This window comes from Mesorhizobium caraganae (assembly GCF_016836705.1).
In the GTDB taxonomy this organism is placed as follows: Bacteria; Pseudomonadota; Alphaproteobacteria; order Rhizobiales; family Rhizobiaceae; genus Mesorhizobium; species Mesorhizobium caraganae.
This window is the reverse complement of sequence record NZ_JAFCGY010000009.1, coordinates 15,576-29,979: the sequence shown is the minus strand read 5'-3', so window position 1 is coordinate 29,979 and position 14,404 is coordinate 15,576. Positions and strand designations below refer to the sequence as shown.

Annotated in this window: 13 protein-coding genes; 9 read left to right on the top strand and 4 right to left on the bottom strand. The window is 63.4% G+C overall.

Annotated features, from left to right (window positions below; genetic code table 11):
* Nucleotides 1-110: 110 nt before the first annotated feature.
* The 3 genes from JQK88_RS17665 (at nucleotide 111) to JQK88_RS17655 (ending at nucleotide 4,052) form a co-directional block, all read left to right on the top strand.
* Nucleotides 111-3,212 (top strand): efflux RND transporter permease subunit, encoded by a 3,102-nt coding sequence (locus tag JQK88_RS17665; RefSeq protein ID WP_210388323.1) that lies wholly within the window; start codon nucleotides 111-113, stop codon nucleotides 3,210-3,212.
* A gap of 74 nt (nucleotides 3,213-3,286) precedes the next feature.
* Nucleotides 3,287-3,694: a hypothetical protein gene (locus JQK88_RS17660; protein WP_203278962.1), complete on the top strand. Its 408-nt coding sequence runs from the start codon at nucleotides 3,287-3,289 to the stop codon at nucleotides 3,692-3,694.
* Nucleotides 3,695-3,719: 25 nt separating this feature from the next.
* Nucleotides 3,720-4,052: a hypothetical protein gene (locus JQK88_RS17655; protein ID WP_203278961.1), complete on the top strand. Its 333-nt coding sequence runs from the start codon at nucleotides 3,720-3,722 to the stop codon at nucleotides 4,050-4,052.
* Here the strand turns inward: JQK88_RS17655 and JQK88_RS17650 are convergent.
* Entirely contained in the window at nucleotides 4,028-5,557 is a 1,530-nt protein-coding gene (locus JQK88_RS17650; protein WP_203278960.1) for a winged helix-turn-helix domain-containing tetratricopeptide repeat protein, read from the bottom strand. The two genes, JQK88_RS17655 and JQK88_RS17650, sit on opposite strands and share 25 nt — an antisense overlap.
* Nucleotides 5,558-5,701: 144 nt before the next feature.
* Between JQK88_RS17650 and JQK88_RS17645 the strand changes: the two genes are divergently transcribed.
* Nucleotides 5,702-6,535, top strand: a complete 834-nt coding sequence (locus JQK88_RS17645; RefSeq protein WP_203278959.1) for an AraC family transcriptional regulator — start codon at nucleotides 5,702-5,704, stop codon at nucleotides 6,533-6,535.
* Nucleotides 6,536-6,682: 147 nt separating this feature from the next.
* Nucleotides 6,683-7,345, top strand: a complete 663-nt coding sequence (locus tag JQK88_RS17640) for an imm11 family protein (RefSeq protein ID WP_203278958.1) — start codon at nucleotides 6,683-6,685, stop codon at nucleotides 7,343-7,345.
* 26 nt (nucleotides 7,346-7,371) lie between these two features.
* Here the strand turns inward: JQK88_RS17640 and JQK88_RS17635 are convergent, their stop codons facing one another.
* Both JQK88_RS17635 and JQK88_RS17630 read right to left on the bottom strand, forming a co-directional pair.
* Complete coding sequence (locus JQK88_RS17635; protein WP_203278957.1) at nucleotides 7,372-8,307, bottom strand: bifunctional helix-turn-helix transcriptional regulator/GNAT family N-acetyltransferase; 936 nt, start codon at nucleotides 8,305-8,307, stop codon at nucleotides 7,372-7,374.
* A gap of 101 nt (nucleotides 8,308-8,408) precedes the next feature.
* On the bottom strand, nucleotides 8,409-9,596 hold the full coding sequence (locus JQK88_RS17630) for an MFS transporter (protein ID WP_192252782.1): 1,188 nt from the start codon (nucleotides 9,594-9,596) through the stop codon (nucleotides 8,409-8,411).
* A gap of 159 nt (nucleotides 9,597-9,755) precedes the next feature.
* On the opposite strand from JQK88_RS17630, the gene JQK88_RS17625 reads away from it, so the two are divergent.
* Complete coding sequence (locus tag JQK88_RS17625) at nucleotides 9,756-10,382, top strand: TetR/AcrR family transcriptional regulator (RefSeq protein WP_203278956.1); 627 nt, start codon at nucleotides 9,756-9,758, stop codon at nucleotides 10,380-10,382.
* A 10-nt stretch (nucleotides 10,383-10,392) separates the two neighbouring features.
* Here the strand turns inward: JQK88_RS17625 and JQK88_RS17620 are convergent, their stop codons facing one another.
* Nucleotides 10,393-11,160, bottom strand: a complete 768-nt coding sequence (locus JQK88_RS17620; RefSeq protein ID WP_246749894.1) for an ATP-grasp domain-containing protein — start codon at nucleotides 11,158-11,160, stop codon at nucleotides 10,393-10,395.
* A gap of 168 nt (nucleotides 11,161-11,328) precedes the next feature.
* Between JQK88_RS17620 and JQK88_RS17615 the strand changes: the two genes are divergently transcribed.
* The 3 genes from JQK88_RS17615 to groL all read left to right on the top strand — a co-directional run bounded on the left by JQK88_RS17615 (nucleotide 11,329) and on the right by groL (nucleotide 14,327).
* The gene (locus JQK88_RS17615; protein WP_203278954.1) at nucleotides 11,329-12,126 is read left to right on the top strand and encodes a class I SAM-dependent methyltransferase; all 798 of its coding nucleotides are present in this window, start codon (nucleotides 11,329-11,331) and stop codon (nucleotides 12,124-12,126) included.
* A gap of 185 nt (nucleotides 12,127-12,311) precedes the next feature.
* A complete protein-coding gene (groES, locus tag JQK88_RS17610; protein ID WP_006203049.1) occupies nucleotides 12,312-12,608 on the top strand; it encodes a co-chaperone GroES in 297 nt (98 codons plus the stop codon).
* A gap of 63 nt (nucleotides 12,609-12,671) precedes the next feature.
* The gene (gene groL, locus JQK88_RS17605; RefSeq protein WP_192252772.1) at nucleotides 12,672-14,327 is read left to right on the top strand and encodes a chaperonin GroEL; all 1,656 of its coding nucleotides are present in this window, start codon (nucleotides 12,672-12,674) and stop codon (nucleotides 14,325-14,327) included.
* Nucleotides 14,328-14,404: the final 77 nt, after the last annotated feature.

Sequence of the window (14,404 nt, the reverse complement as noted above, 5' to 3'; positions counted from 1 at the left end):
CTAGCGCCGGCCGAAACGGCCGGCGCTGACCAAAAATCCGAAACCCGAAACGTCAGCCGGCGCAGCCCGGCCGCGCGGGAAAGCGCGCGCCTAGACACAGGAGTTGCATCATGACCAGCTTCAACCTTTCCGAATGGGCGCTGCGCCACAAGAGTTTCGTCATCTATCTGATGGTGGCAGCCGCCCTTGCCGGCCTCTTCGCCTATAGCGGTCTCGGCCGCGAGGAAGACCCGCCCTTCACCATCAAGACCATGGTGGTGAAGACGATGTGGCCCGGCGCCACGACCAGCGACACGGTCAAGCAGATCACCGACCGCATCGAGAAGAAGCTCGAGGAGCTTCCCAAGCTCGATTACGTCAAGAGCTACACCAAGCCTGGCGAGTCCGTGGTCTTCGTCAACCTGAAGGACACGGTCGCCGCCGACGAGGTGCAGCCGCTCTGGTACCAGGTGCGCAAGAAGCTCGACGACATCAAGCCGATGATGCCGTCCGGCGTCCAGGGTCCGTTCTACAATGACGAGTTCGGCGATACCTATTCGCTGATCTATGCGCTCACCGCCGACGGCATCAGCCATCGCGAGCTGAAAGATCTCGGCACCAGCCTGCGCGCTGGTCTGTTGACCGTGCCCGACGTCGCCAAGGTCGAGCTGATCGGCCAGCAGGACGAGAAGATCTATCTCGAATTCTCGACGCAGAAAGTTGCAGCCCTCGGCCTCGATGTCGGCGCGCTGACACAGGCGCTGCAGGCGCAGAACGCGCTGGCGCCGAGCGGAACGGTCGACGCCGGTCCCGAGCGCATTGCCATCCGGGTGTCGGGCAGCTTCACCTCCGAGGAGAGCCTGAAGGCCATCAACTTCTATGCCAATGGCCACTATTTCCGGCTGGGTGACGTCGCCGAGGTCAAGCGTGCCTACTCGGATCCGCCGCAGCCGATGTTCCGCTTCAACGGCAAGCCAGCGCTTGGCATCGCGGTCTCGATGACCGCCGGCGGCGACGCGCTGGCGCTGGGCGAAAACGTCAAGGAGAAAATGCATGAGATGTCGGCCGGGCTGCCGCTCGGTGTCGAACTTGGCCTGGTCGCCGACCAGTCGCAAGTGGTTGAGGAATCCGTCGGCGAGTTCACCAAAAGCCTCGGCGAAGCCGTCGCCATCGTGCTCGCGGTCTCGTTCCTGGCGCTGGGCTGGCGTCCAGGCATCGTGGTCGCCGTCGCCATCCCGCTGGTGCTCGCCATCACTTTCGTCACCATGGCCTATTTCGGCATCTCGCTGCAGCGCATCTCGCTCGGCGCGCTGATCATCGCGCTCGGCCTGCTGGTCGACGACGCCATGATCGCTGTCGAGATGATGATCTCACGCATGGAGGAAGGCTACGACAAGATTTCGGCCGCGACCTATGCCTACACCTCGACCGCCTTCCCGATGCTGACGGGAACGCTGGTGACGATCGCCGGCTTCGTGCCGGTCGGCTTCGCCAAGAGTGGTGCCGGCGAATACTGCTTCTCGCTGTTTGCGGTCGTCGCTATCGCGCTGGTCGTCTCGTGGATCGTGGCGGTGCTGTTCACGCCGCTCACCGGCGTGGCGCTGCTGCCAGACCGCCTCAAGGGCCATGACAGCCACCAGCCTTCGCGCATTGCGCGCGGCTTCCAGTCGCTGCTCGAAGCGGCGATGCGGGCGAAGTGGCTGGTGCTGTCGGCAACCGCTGGGCTGTTCGCACTCTCGGTCGTGGCGATGGGCTTTGTTGGCCACGAGTTCTTCCCGAAGTCCGACCGGCCGGAAGTCATGGTCGACCTCACTTTGCCGCAGACGGCGTCGATCAAGGCGACGGATGAAGTGGTTGCGCGTGTCGAAAAGCTGCTCGCGGCCGATCCGGATATCGACCATTGGAGCTTCTATGTCGGCCAGGGCGCGGTGCGCTTCTATCTGCCGCTCGATGCCCAGCTTTCGAACGATTTCTTTGCCCAGGCCGTGGTGGTCACCAAGGGCCACGCCGTGCGCCAGGCGGTGATCGACCGGCTGGAGAAGGAGCTGTCCGACGGCTTCGACAATGTGATGGCCCGCGTCACGCCGCTGGAGCTTGGCCCCCCGGTCGGCTGGCCGCTAAAATTCCGCGTCAGCGGTCCGGATGCGGACAAGACACGCAGCCTGGCGCAGCAGTTTGCGCAGGTGCTGGGTAGCGATGCCGCCGTGCGCAACATCAACTACGACTGGAATGAACCGGCCAAGGTCATCAAGGTCGAAGTCGACCAGGACCGGGCGCGGGCGCTGGGCATCTCTTCGCAGCAGCTGTCGGAGACCATCAACGCGGTGCTGTCGGGCTCGACGATCACGCAGATGCGCGACGACACCTATCTCGTCGACATCGTCGCCCGCGCCGTCCAGTCGGAACGCGCCGATATCGACACGCTGCGCACGCTGACGATCAGCGCCTCCGGCGGCCGCCGCGTGCCGCTCGATCAGGTGGCTGTTCTGAGCTACCAGACCGAGCCGCCGCTGATCTGGCGCCGCGGCCGGCTGCCGACGGTGACGGTCCAGGCCGACATCGTGCCGGGCACCGACGCCGCCTCCGTCACCAAGAAGCTTGGCGGCGCAATCGCTGCCTTCAAGGCGGAGCTGCCGGCGCGCTACAGCGTCGAACAGGGCGGCGTGATCGAGGATAGCGCCAAGGCGCAGGCCAGCATCTTCGTGGTCTTCCCGCTGATGCTGTTCATCATGACGACGGTGCTGATGGTGCAGCTGATGAGCTTCCAGCGCCTGGTGCTGGTGCTGCTCACCGCCCCGCTGGCCCTGATCGGCGTCGCTGGTGCGCTACTGATGTCGGGCGCCCCGATGGGCTTCGTCGCGATCCTGGGCGTGATGTCGCTGATCGGCATGGTGATCCGCAACTCGGTCATCCTGATCGCGCAGATCGACCAGCACATCGCCGCCGGCGAGGAGCCGTGGGCGGCGGTGATCAGCGCCACCACGCACCGGTTACGGCCCATCCTGCTCACGGCGGCCGCCGCCATCCTCGGCATGATCCCGATCGCGCCGACCGTGTTCTGGGGGCCGATGGCCTATGCGGTGATGGGCGGCCTGATGGTGGCGACCGCGCTGACGCTGATCTTCCTGCCGACGCTCTACGTCGCCTGGTTCCGCATCAAGGCCCCGGCTCAAACCCGGCAAGCGGCGGAAGCCATTGAGGTGTCTGCCGAGCCACAGGCCATTGCCGCCTGAACCCCAACGCATCCTGACAAGCCACGGCGGAAACGCCGCCGTGGCGACCCCACTCAACCAAAAGGAAATCGACCATGGACCCCTTCTTTGGAAAGATTCTCGTGCGCTTCAACGCCGGCTTTCTGATCCTGGCATCAGTCGGCGGGCTCGCCACCGACATTGCCGGCTCGTTCTTCGGCACCGGTGCCGAAGCCGTCCTGCTTGGCAATGCGCCGGGCACCGGCATCGGCTTCATCGAGGCGCACGGCCTGGCCCTGATCATCGGCGTGACGCTCTGGCGCATCGCCTACTCCCGCACATGGCATGCCTTCCTGGCTGCCGTGCACCTGCTGCTTGGGACCGCAAACCTCGCCTTCTGGCAGTTCTTCATCGCCGCCGACGTGCTCGTCGTCGGCTACGTCACAACCGCGGCGCACTTTCTGTTCGTGGTTGCTCACCTGGCGGCATTGGCGGGCTCGGCCCGGCTTGCCGCTTCCCACTAGACTTTCAACATCTGGAGAAATGAAAATGTCTATGAATTCCCTAAAGAAAATCCGCTCCCTGGCTGCCGTTCTGGCCATAACATTCAGCGCCCTCGAGACCGTCGGCGCCGCCGTGCCAGCACTCGCGCTGGTCGGCGAGGCGCAGGCCCGTGTCGGTGCGCCGTGGACACCGCGCAGCGCCGCCGGCGTTGCTCGCCGCACCACCGCATGGCGCGTGCTGCGCCACACCACGGCTTGGGTCGCCACGCTGCCGGCAGGCTGCGTGCGCACCAAGGTCAACGGCTTCGACGTCTGGCGTTGCGGCGGCACCTATTACAGGGCCTATCAGGGCCGCTACATCGTCGTGGTCGTTGATTGACCCGGCTCGATCTCGCCGAGGGCCAGCCTGACGCCCTCGGCGAGATGCTCGGCATCGGCCTTGTTCTCGAACGGCACGCCACGCAGCGCATAGTCGATCGGCGAAAATGGATCGCCCTCCTCGATCAGGGCGATCTGCCGCCGCGCCTTCTCCATCTCGCCCATCTGGGCATAGCAGGCAGCCAGCCTGGTGCGGATCCAGGGCGCCGGGCGCGTTGCAAGCTCAAGCGCATCCGCCGCCTGCCGGTATTCCCCCATCATGTAGAGCGCCAGCGCGCGGTCGAACTGGTACCAGTGCGGGTGCAGGGGATCGATGCGGATGCCCCGCGCCAGCCAGGTCAGCGCCTCGAGCGGCCGGCCGCGCATGGTGAGCAGCATGCCCATCTGCTCGATGCTGTCGGCGTCATAGGGGTTGAGCTGCAGCGCGATGCGCATGTGCTGCTCGGCGGCTTCATGCTCGCGCATATAGAGCCGGATCAGCGACTGCACGCGATGCCCGGTCGGCTGGTCCGGAGATAAGGCCAGGCCCTTGTCGGCGAGATCGCGCGCATTTTGCAGCACCGCATCGCTGGCGCGCCCGAACTCTCCATCCAAGGCCCGCACCAGAGCGAGATAGGTGTAGGCAAGGCCGTAGCCTGGATCCTTGGCGATCGCCGCCTCGAACAGGATTTCGGCGCTGCGTTGGTCGGTCTGGGCCGGATCGCGCAACATCGCAAAACCGCGCAATAGAAGCTCATAGGCCGCAAGGCTGGTCACCGGCTTGCGCGAGGCCTGTTCGAGACCGGCATTGGTGACGCGCGTGACCAGCCGGCTGACAATCTGCTCGACGATCTCGCGCTCGATTGCAAACAGGCCGTCGCCCTGCGACTGGAACCGGTCACCCCAGAGCTGGCGGGCGGTGGCGATGTCGACGAGGCTGACGGCCACGACGACATGCTCGCCCTGGCGGCGCAGCGACCCTTCGACCAGATAATCTGCGCCGATGCGGGCGCGGATTTGCGACCATTCGGAACGGCCGAAAGAAGCGAAGGAAAAGCTGGAGTTCCGCGCAAGCACGGTAACCGTGCCGAAGCGCGCGACGCCGTTGATGAGGTCCTCGGCAAAGCCATCGACCATAGCCTCGTCGGCCGGATCGCCGCTTTCGTTGCGGAAGCGCACCACCGCCACCACCGGCTGCGCGCCGATCTCGGGCGCGGTCTGCGCTTCGGCGGCAAGCATATAGCCGCGCTTGGAAACGGTGCGCACCATGTCATCGCCCAGCACCTTGCGGATTTCGCGCACCGACTGGGTGAGCGAATCCTCGGTGACGAAGACGCCCGGCCACACCACATCCATCAGCTCCGATTTCGGCACGACGCGGCCCATGTTGCGGGCGAGATGCGACAGCAACGCGTAGGCCTTGGGGCGCAGGAACAGCGGCTCGTTGACACCGCGCAGCGTGCCCATGGCGAGGTCGAGCGTGAACCCGCCAAACCGGAAAAGCTGATCGGCAGCCGTCGCTGTCATCGGGAACACCCCTCCCCGGATCGGGCCGTCTCGATTCCCACATCGACACGGCATGGACATGCTGCATTATTGCCCAGTGCGCAATTTCGATCAAACTGTCGGTTGGCGCGATGGATAATGTTGGTCCGCCAAATGCGAGGTGCCATGAACCCGACCGAGAAAGCGCTGTGGTTTGTCGAAAGCCATCTGCCGGAAGCGATCTCGCTCGACGATGTCGCGCACAGCAGCGGCGTGTCGCGCTTTCATGTGACGCGCGCTTTCGGCGCCGCCACCGGCCGTTCGGTGATGGGCTATATGCGCGCGCGCCGGCTGACCGAAGCGGCGCGCAAGCTGGCCGGTGGCGCGCCCGACATCCTCTCAGTCGCGCTTGATGCCGGCTACGCCTCGCATGAGGCCTTCACCCGTGCCTTCCGCGACCAGTTCGGCACCACGCCGGAACTGGTGCGTGCGCAGGGCAGCCTCAGCAACCTCGACCTCGTGGAACCGATCCTGATGGACCAGTCCTTTCTCGCCTCACTGCAGCCGCCACGCTTCGAGGCTGGCCGGCCGTTCCTCATCGCCGGACTCGGCGAGCGCTACAGCTGCGAATCCAGCGCCGCCATTCCGATGCAATGGCAGCGCTTCGGTCCCTATATCGGCAACATTCCGGGCGAGACCGGCGATGTCGCCTATGGCGTCTGCGTCAACGGCGACGATGCCGGCAATTTCGATTACATCGCCGGCATCGAAGTCCTGGATTTCTCCGACCTGCCGAAAGAGCTTTCCCGGGTGCGGGTGCCGGCACAGAAATACGCAATCTTCACCCATGCCGAGCACATCTCGACCATCCGCCGCACCGTCAACACGATCTGGAACAAATGGCTGCCGGCCTCCGGCCACGAGATAGCGGACGGCCCCGAATTCGAGCGCTACGGGCCGGAGTTCGATCCACGCAGCGGAAATGGCGGGCTGGAGATCTGGATCCCGGTCAAGGGCTAGCCGGGCTTCGAAGTGCCCAGGTTTCTCGAAACGTTTTTGGGCGCGCATCTGAAGGGCCGAGGCCTAGCAGGGCAGGAAAAATGAAATACTGAGAAGACATGATGTCGAAGCTAGCGATCTTTCTGGATACAAGTTACTTGATGGAAGTTGCTTGGAACTGAATTCCAGGAGATTATCGCCGCGATGACACAGTCTCGAAACGAACGGGTCTGGGCCAGTCGCGCCTTCATGGACTCATCACGGATCAAGGGGTTCACCGCTGACCCGTTGCCGACGGGAATGAACCTTGGCCAGATGGCCGAGGCGAACGAAGCGGGCGAACGGATGTCGGCCGAGCATTTCCCGAAGGAGATATTCGCCAACTACCCGGACAAGAAAGAAAAGAAGCAAGCGGATCTCGTGCTTGCCGCCGGCGCGGTGGTGGTTTCGGCAGCCTGCGCCGATGTGCTGCGGCAATTCGATCTCGGCCATTCCTCACTTTATCCGATCAAGCTTTTCCAGCATGACCGCAAGACGCTGGTGGAGGGGGGGTATTTTTGCCTCAACATCGGCGAGCGCAAAGATGCTTTTCTGCGCGAACATTCACAGAGGGTTATTGAATATGGTATCGGCGGTTTCAGAATGCCGCCAAATCTTCATGACGATGACGTTGCGGTTAGCCGGGCCGCCCTTGGGGGCCCCGATCTGTGGGTGAGTCCGCCCTTAAAACGGATTTTTTTCCTGAGCGACAAGCTGACCCAGGCGCTACGAGCGGCAAAAATGGGCAGGGTCTTTGGTTTCCACGCCTGCCGTATTGTCGAAGGCGACTAAAATCATCCGATGGGAAGGGAAAGACGCTACAGCTCCAGGTTCCAGTTCTGGCCGACCAGATCCTTGCCGAAGGCGTGGTGGCGCTCTTCGTCGGCCAGCTTGAAGCCGGCGCTCTCATAGATGTGGCGGGCTGCGGTCAGGATGTCGTTGGTCCACAGGGTCAGCATCTTGTAGCCTTTGGCGCGGGCAAAGCCGATGCACTCTTCGACCAGCCGCTTGCCGATACCGAGGCCACGCGCCGAAGGCTCGACATAGAGCAGGCGCAGTTTTGCTACGTCGTCCGACTTGCGCACGACGAAGACCGAGCCGACCACCTCGCCTTGCCGCTCGGCGATCCAGCTGCGCTCCCATTTTGGATCGAAGGATTTTACGAAGGCGCCGAGGATTTCGGCGACCAGCGCCTCATAGGTTTCGTCCCAGCCATAGTCCTGCGCGTAGATCTGGCCCTGACGGCGGACAATCCAGCCGATGTCGCCGACCTGCAAGGGCCGGAGCATATAAGGGACTTTGGGCTCTGTGCTCTCGCCCAGGAGCTGCTGCACCGTCTGCATGGCCTTGACCAGCCGGTCCTGTTCGGCAGCCGGGAGCCGCCCCAGCAAGGCCGCGACCTGGTCGTGCGAACCCCGGTTCAGCGGCGCGAAGGCCTGCCGCCCCGCCGGCGTCAGCGTGATCGACGATTGCCGCGCATCCGACGCCAGCGCCGTGCGCGAAATCAGCTGCAAGTGCTCGAACTTCTTCAGGAGCCGGCTGATATAGCCGGCGTCGAGGCCGAGATCGCGAATGAGATCCGTGGCCGTCAGGCCGTCGCGATGCGCCAGTTCGTAAAGCACCCGCGCTTCGGTCAACGAGAAGGCACTTTTCAGCAGGCCTTCGTCGAGCAGACCAATCTGGCGGGTGTAGAAGCGGTTGAAAGCCCGTACCGCGTCGATGCGTTCCTTGCCGGGTTGATGATGGATCGTCATGGTCAGCCTCCTGCCCCAGAACGATCGATCATTTATTTGACTTAGTCAAGTATCGTGACTGAACGCTCACGCCATCGTGTCTTCGGAACGAATGGTTTCGGTCAGGCGATGGCGCGGCGGCGGCGCGCGACCAGTATGAACAGGCCGAGCATTGCGACGCTGGCCGCGGCACTCGCGGCGGCGAATTCCGGTACCGGCCGAAAATCCTTGCCGTCGATCAGCAGCGATGCCGCGATCGGCCCGATGGCCAGACCGAAGAGTTGGGCAGCCGGCACCAGGAGCACTGCAGTGCGCGTCTCGTCGGCGGTGATCGCCAGCCGGATCTGATAAGGCACGATGAACAGAAGAATGAAGCCCATGACCAGCGCGGCGGCCCAGAATATCGTCAGGGTTGGACTACTGGCCAGCACCGCGGAACAGGCGACAGCTACCACGCCGATCGCCACTATGGCGAAGCGGTAGCCGATGCGCGCTTCGAAGACGGTCGCCGTCATCGCGCCCAGCACCTGGATCGCAAGGCTGGCGGAGACGATCAAGCCGACGGTGCGCCCGTCAATGCCGTATTGCGCGCCGAGCGGCTCGAGAAAGGCCCAGACCGAGCCGAAGAACATGAAGTAGCAGAAGACGCACAGCAGAGCGGTGAGCGAAGGAACGGTCAGCACATTGCCCAAATTCTCCTCCTTCGGCAGGTCGGCATAGTTGTCCGGGACGATGAAGGCGACCGCCAGCGAGGCGATGCAGACGACGGCAAGAACGATGAAGCCGCCGGCCGATCCGGCAGCCGGGATGACGTAAAGCGCCAGCAAGAGCGCCAGCGCGCATTGCGCCAGGGTCTGGATGGTGACGAAATAGCCGCCGATGCGCTCGGCCCGGCGCGATCGGGCGATCAGTTCGGTGGCGACCGCCACCAGGCCACCTTCGGCGAGACCGGCGACAGTGCGGGCGCCAATCAGCGAATTCGGGCTGACCGCATAGGCGGTTGCCCAGTTCGCCAGCGCCAGCAGGGCCAGAAGGACCGCACTCTTCCAACGCATATTGCGCGCGGAGAGCAGCATCGCGATGACCGCCGAGCCGATGCCGATGGCGATCATCTCCGCCGTGGCGACCAGCGCGAGTTCGTCGCCGCTGACATGGCCCTCGGTGTAGAGCGCGCCGAGCAACACCGGCTGCAGGCCGAGGATGAGCAGGCCGACCGAACCGATCCACAGCGCCGAGGCCAATTGCGCGGCGGTCGGATTGCCGACCAGCCAGTCGCCGTTTCCGGCATCGGCGTTACCAACAGAAGTCACGGGCGTCTCCCAAACGTCCTTGCCTGACGGCACAAAAACTGACAATCTGTCAGTATTTAGAAACTGATACTCGATCATATTCGTTTGTCAATCATTGGTGAGGCGCGGCATCAGCAAGGCTGGGGATCGAATGGACTTGGCGATCGAGAGGGTGGCGGCATGAACGAAGCAGTGAGAACGGCGACCGAACCGAGGCGCAGGCCGAAGCAGGAGCGCAGCCGCGAGCGTATCGACGCCATCCTGTCGACGACCATGCGGCTGATCGGCGAAAAGGGCATCGACGCCGTCACCATGAAGGAAGTCGGCGCGCTGGCCGGCGGGCCGATCGCCACCGTCTATCATTACTTCCCAAACAAGTCGGCGATCCTGGCGATGCTCTACGAGCGTTTCTCGGAAGTGAGCCGCGCCCGGCTTGCCGTGATCGTTGCCGACATTGGCGGACTGAGCGACGTCATCGCCGCCGCCGACCGGCTGCTCGACGATTACTATGAACGTGTCGCCGGTGACCCGGCCATCCAGGACCTGCAGAATGCCATCCAGGCCGACAAGGCGCTGCAAAATCTAGATATCGCCGAGACCCGGCGCCAGGCGGCGATGTTCTGCGACCATGTCGGCCCGTTTCTCGCGGCCGAACGGCGCCAGGAGTTCGGGCGCATGGTCTTCCTGATCTTCCAGCTTGCCGGAGGCGTCGTGCGCATGGCGCTGACCCAGGACGAAACGGAAAGCCGCCATACGATCGAGGACTATCGGTCGATCATTCACACGCAGCTGCGCCAGTTTCTTTAGGCGAGAAGGCCTATCGCGCCCGGTGCATGAGGCCCTCGAAGCCGTCGGCCAGATGGGCGGCGCCGGCCGCAAACATTTTCACCAGGTTTTTGGGACGGCCCGGCGTCTTGTTGGCATCGAGCAGGATCGCCCTGCCCTCATGCATGACGAAATCGAATTTGCCGTAGTCGAAGCCGAGTTCTCGTCGCCGCTCGCGGATCTCGTCAGGAACAGGGACAGGCTCACGTCGGATCGTTTCAGATGCCTTGACGAGGCCGTTTGGTGACACGTAGCGGGTGCAACGCTCGCTCTCTCCGCAAAACACCCAGAACCGCATTGCGAAGCCATCGGGTTCCCGTTCGGCAATGAACTTTTCCACGACCAGATCGTCGTCGCCGAAGACGCCGTCCGGGACGTCGCCAACAGACTCGTAGACCTCGTAGGGCTGCAGCCCCTGCACATCGGGAAAAGGTGGCTGCTTGCCCGCGCGCCTGGATCGCCGGTTGAGGAACGTCTCCGGAATGCCCTGATTGTTGAGATTGGTTTTGACGATGACCGGGCCTTGCCAGGCGTCGTCATGCGTTAGCAACGCGCCGCTGACCCGTCGCTTGGAGATGTCGGCCGTTGCGAGATTGAGGCAGAGTGGAAAACCCCGCGCATAGTCGAGATAATCCGCCGGTGTGACGGTTGCATCGACATGTAGAATTGCGATGTCGGCACTGTGCGTCATGGCCGGGCCTTGCTGAACCCGGACCGAATGGCCGCGCCTTTTCAGTTCTTCGAGAACATCGAAAAGCATATAGGGGCTCGACCTGCGCAGTAAGAGGTTGCGACCGCTCTGGAACCGATCGTGCTCATGCGTTACGACGACAATTCGTGCCACAGACAGCCTTTTGATTTCCTGCAATTTTCTAATAGGCGACTGTGAACACCAAAAGCCAGACGTCTCGGACTCTGCAAAGGCAGCATGACAAATCATTGGGACAATTATCACCGTCACTGGAGGCTTCTGGACGCGCCGCTTCGGCCGACGCCGGAAACCGTTGGTATATTCGAGCGCGAAGTCAGCCTGGCAAATGCCGATGTCCTGCTCCTGGGGGTGACGCCGGAACTTGCCGTGCTCGGCAGATCGATGCTGGCAATCGACCAATCGGCGGCCATGATCTCGGGCGTATGGGCAGGCGACAATGCCTCGCGCAGCGCGATGGCTGGAAACTGGCTGGATCTGCCGGTTGCCGGGGCCAGCACCGAGGCAGTCATTGGCGACGGATGCCTGTCCGCCGTCGCCTCGAAGGCGGCGCGCAATCGCCTGCATGGCGAAATCGCCAGGGTCCTGAGACCCGGCGGGCGTGCCGCGATCCGCGTTTTCGCCGCCCCGGAAACGACCGAGGATCTGGCCAGCATTGAAGCCCAGGTGCTGGCCGGTGCGATCGAGAATTTCCACGCGCTCAAATGGCGGATCGCCATGGCGTGCACCACGGGCGGCCCGGATTTCGCGATCCAGGTGCGAATGATCCGCGAGACATTCGACGGCCTGTTCCCCGACCGCGAGGCCCTTGCCGCGCGGACGGGATGGAGCATCGCGTCGATCAACACGATCGACGTCTATGCCGGCTCCGACGTAGGCTACAGCTTCGCGACGCTGGCCGTGCTGGTCGATGAGGCGAGTGCGTGGTTCGGCGACGTGCGCGTCGTGCCGAGCGGCTCCTATCCGCTGGCGGAACGATGCCCTCTGCTGGTGCTTGGATCGCCGAGGCGTCGCTAGGCTTCCCGTCAGACCACGGCAGGGCTCAAATTGGAGCAAATTGAGCCCACCGCTCGCCTTGACTCTCGAAAGCCACGCGCCTATTTCAGCGCCACGTTAGCACTCTCCCTTGGTGAGTGCTAACGCATGTCCGGCATCGCCGGATGGAGGAACTGTTCTCACCGTTCTCATTCGAGGAAGAAAAAATGGCAAAGTCGAAGTTCCGCCCGCTTCATGACCGCGTGGTCGTTCGCCGGGTCGAATCCGAATCCAAGACCGCCGGCGGGATCATCATCCCGGATACGGCAAAGGAAAAGCCGCAGGAAGGCGAGATCATCGCCGTCGGCTCCGGCGCTCGTGACGAAGCTGGCAAGCTGGTTCCCCTGGACGTCAAGGCTGGCGACCGCATCCTGTTCGGCAAGTGGTCGGGCACCGAAGTCAAGCTCAATGGCGAAGACCTTCTGATCATGAAGGAATCCGACATTATGGGCATCATCGGCTGATTATCGGCCTCACCGTCAACTGAATTTCGGGCTTGATCGCAAGCCCCTGCCAGGAGCTAAAACATGGCTGCCAAAGACGTAAAATTCTCCCGCGACGCCCGTGAGCGCATGCTGCGCGGCGTCAACATCCTCGCCGACGCGGTGAAGGTGACGCTCGGCCCCAAGGGCCGCAACGTCGTCATCGACAAGTCGTTCGGGGCCCCGCGCATCACCAAGGACGGCGTCACCGTTGCCAAGGAAATCGAGCTTGAAGACAAGTTCGAGAACATGGGCGCGCAGATGGTCCGCGAAGTTGCTTCGAAGACCAACGACATCGCCGGCGACGGCACCACGACCGCGACCGTTCTGGCGCAGTCGATCGTCCAGGAAGGCCACAAGGCTGTTGCCGCCGGCATGAACCCGATGGACCTGAAGCGCGGCATCGATCTGGCTGTGAGCGAAGTCGTCGCGGCTCTCGGCAAGGCTGCCAAGAAGATCAAGACCTCCGAGGAAGTTGCCCAGGTCGGCACGATCTCGGCCAATGGCGACGAGTCGGTCGGCGCCATGATCGCCGAAGCGATGCAGAAGGTCGGCAACGAAGGCGTCATCACGGTTGAGGAAGCCAAGACCGCCGAGACCGAGCTGGAAGTCGTCGAAGGCATGCAGTTCGACCGCGGCTATCTCTCGCCCTACTTCGTCACCAACGCCGACAAGATGGTTGCCGAGCTCGAGGACGTCTACATCCTCCTGCACGAGAAGAAGCTCTCCAACCTCCAGGCCATGCTGCCGGTTCTCGAAGCCGTCGTGCAGACCTCCAAGCCGCTGCTCATCATCTCGGAAGACGTCGAAGGCGAGGCTCTGGCCACGCTGGTCGTCAACAAGCTGCGCGGTGGCCTGAAGATCGCCGCCGTCAAGGCACCGGGCTTCGGTGATCGCCGCAAGGCCATGCTGGAAGACATCGCCATCCTCACCGGTGGCCAGGTCATCTCGGAAGACCTCGGCATCAAGCTCGAGAATGTCGGCCTCAACATGCTCGGCCGTGCCAAGAAGGTGTCGATCTCCAAGGAGAACACCACCATCGTCGACGGCGCCGGCAAGAAGGCCGAGATCCAGGGCCGCGTTGCCCAGATCAAGCAGCAGATCGAAGAGACCACGTCGGACTACGACAAGGAGAAGCTGCAGGAACGTCTCGCCAAGCTGGCGGGCGGCGTTGCGGTGATCCGCGTCGGCGGCGCGACGGAAGTCGAAGTCAAGGAAAAGAAGGACCGCGTCGATGACGCCCTCAACGCGACCCGCGCGGCCGTGGAAGAAGGCATCGTTGCTGGTGGTGGCGTCGCTCTCCTGCGCGCTTCGGCCAACATCAAGGCTGCCGGCGTCAATGCCGACCAGGCTGCCGGCATCAACATCGTTCGTCGTGCTCTGCAGGCTCCGGCCCGCCAGATCGCCTCGAACGCCGGTGCGGAAGCTTCGATCGTTGCCGGCAAGATCCTCGACAACAAGGGCGCGACCTACGGCTACAACGCCCAGACCGGCGAGTATGGCGACATGATCGCCATGGGCATCGTCGACCCGGTCAAGGTCGTTCGCACGGCTCTCCAGGACGCGGCTTCGGTCGCCGGCCTGCTCGTCACCACCGAAGCCATGATCGCGGAGGCTCCGAAGAAGGAGTCGGCTGGCGGCGGCATGCCCGGCGGTATGGGCGGCGGCGGCATGGGCGGCATGGGCGGCATGGACTTCTAAGAAGTCCATAAAGCACGCCCATGAGCTAAAATTGCTCAAGCCCGCAAGCGGGCTTGAGTGGCGGCATGGATTTCTAA

Bases quoted from the DNA above. Each gene is read 5' to 3' on its own strand.
- JQK88_RS17650 (WP_203278960.1), bottom strand. From the start codon at position 5,557: ATGACAGCGACGGCTGCCGATCAGCTTTTCCGGTTTGGCGGGTTCACG.
- JQK88_RS17655 (WP_203278961.1), top strand. From the start codon at position 3,720: ATGTCTATGAATTCCCTAAAGAAAATCCGCTCCCTGGCTGCCGTTCTG.
- groL (WP_192252772.1), top strand. From the start codon at position 12,672: ATGGCTGCCAAAGACGTAAAATTCTCCCGCGACGCCCGTGAGCGCATG.
- JQK88_RS17635 (WP_203278957.1), bottom strand. From the start codon at position 8,307: ATGACGATCCATCATCAACCCGGCAAGGAACGCATCGACGCGGTACGG.
- JQK88_RS17615 (WP_203278954.1), top strand. From the start codon at position 11,329: ATGACAAATCATTGGGACAATTATCACCGTCACTGGAGGCTTCTGGAC.
- JQK88_RS17645 (WP_203278959.1), top strand. From the start codon at position 5,702: ATGAACCCGACCGAGAAAGCGCTGTGGTTTGTCGAAAGCCATCTGCCG.
- JQK88_RS17620 (WP_246749894.1), bottom strand. From the start codon at position 11,160: ATGCTTTTCGATGTTCTCGAAGAACTGAAAAGGCGCGGCCATTCGGTC.
- JQK88_RS17665 (WP_210388323.1), top strand. From the start codon at position 111: ATGACCAGCTTCAACCTTTCCGAATGGGCGCTGCGCCACAAGAGTTTC.
- groES (WP_006203049.1), top strand. From the start codon at position 12,312: ATGGCAAAGTCGAAGTTCCGCCCGCTTCATGACCGCGTGGTCGTTCGC.
- JQK88_RS17625 (WP_203278956.1), top strand. From the start codon at position 9,756: ATGAACGAAGCAGTGAGAACGGCGACCGAACCGAGGCGCAGGCCGAAG.
- JQK88_RS17660 (WP_203278962.1), top strand. From the start codon at position 3,287: ATGGACCCCTTCTTTGGAAAGATTCTCGTGCGCTTCAACGCCGGCTTT.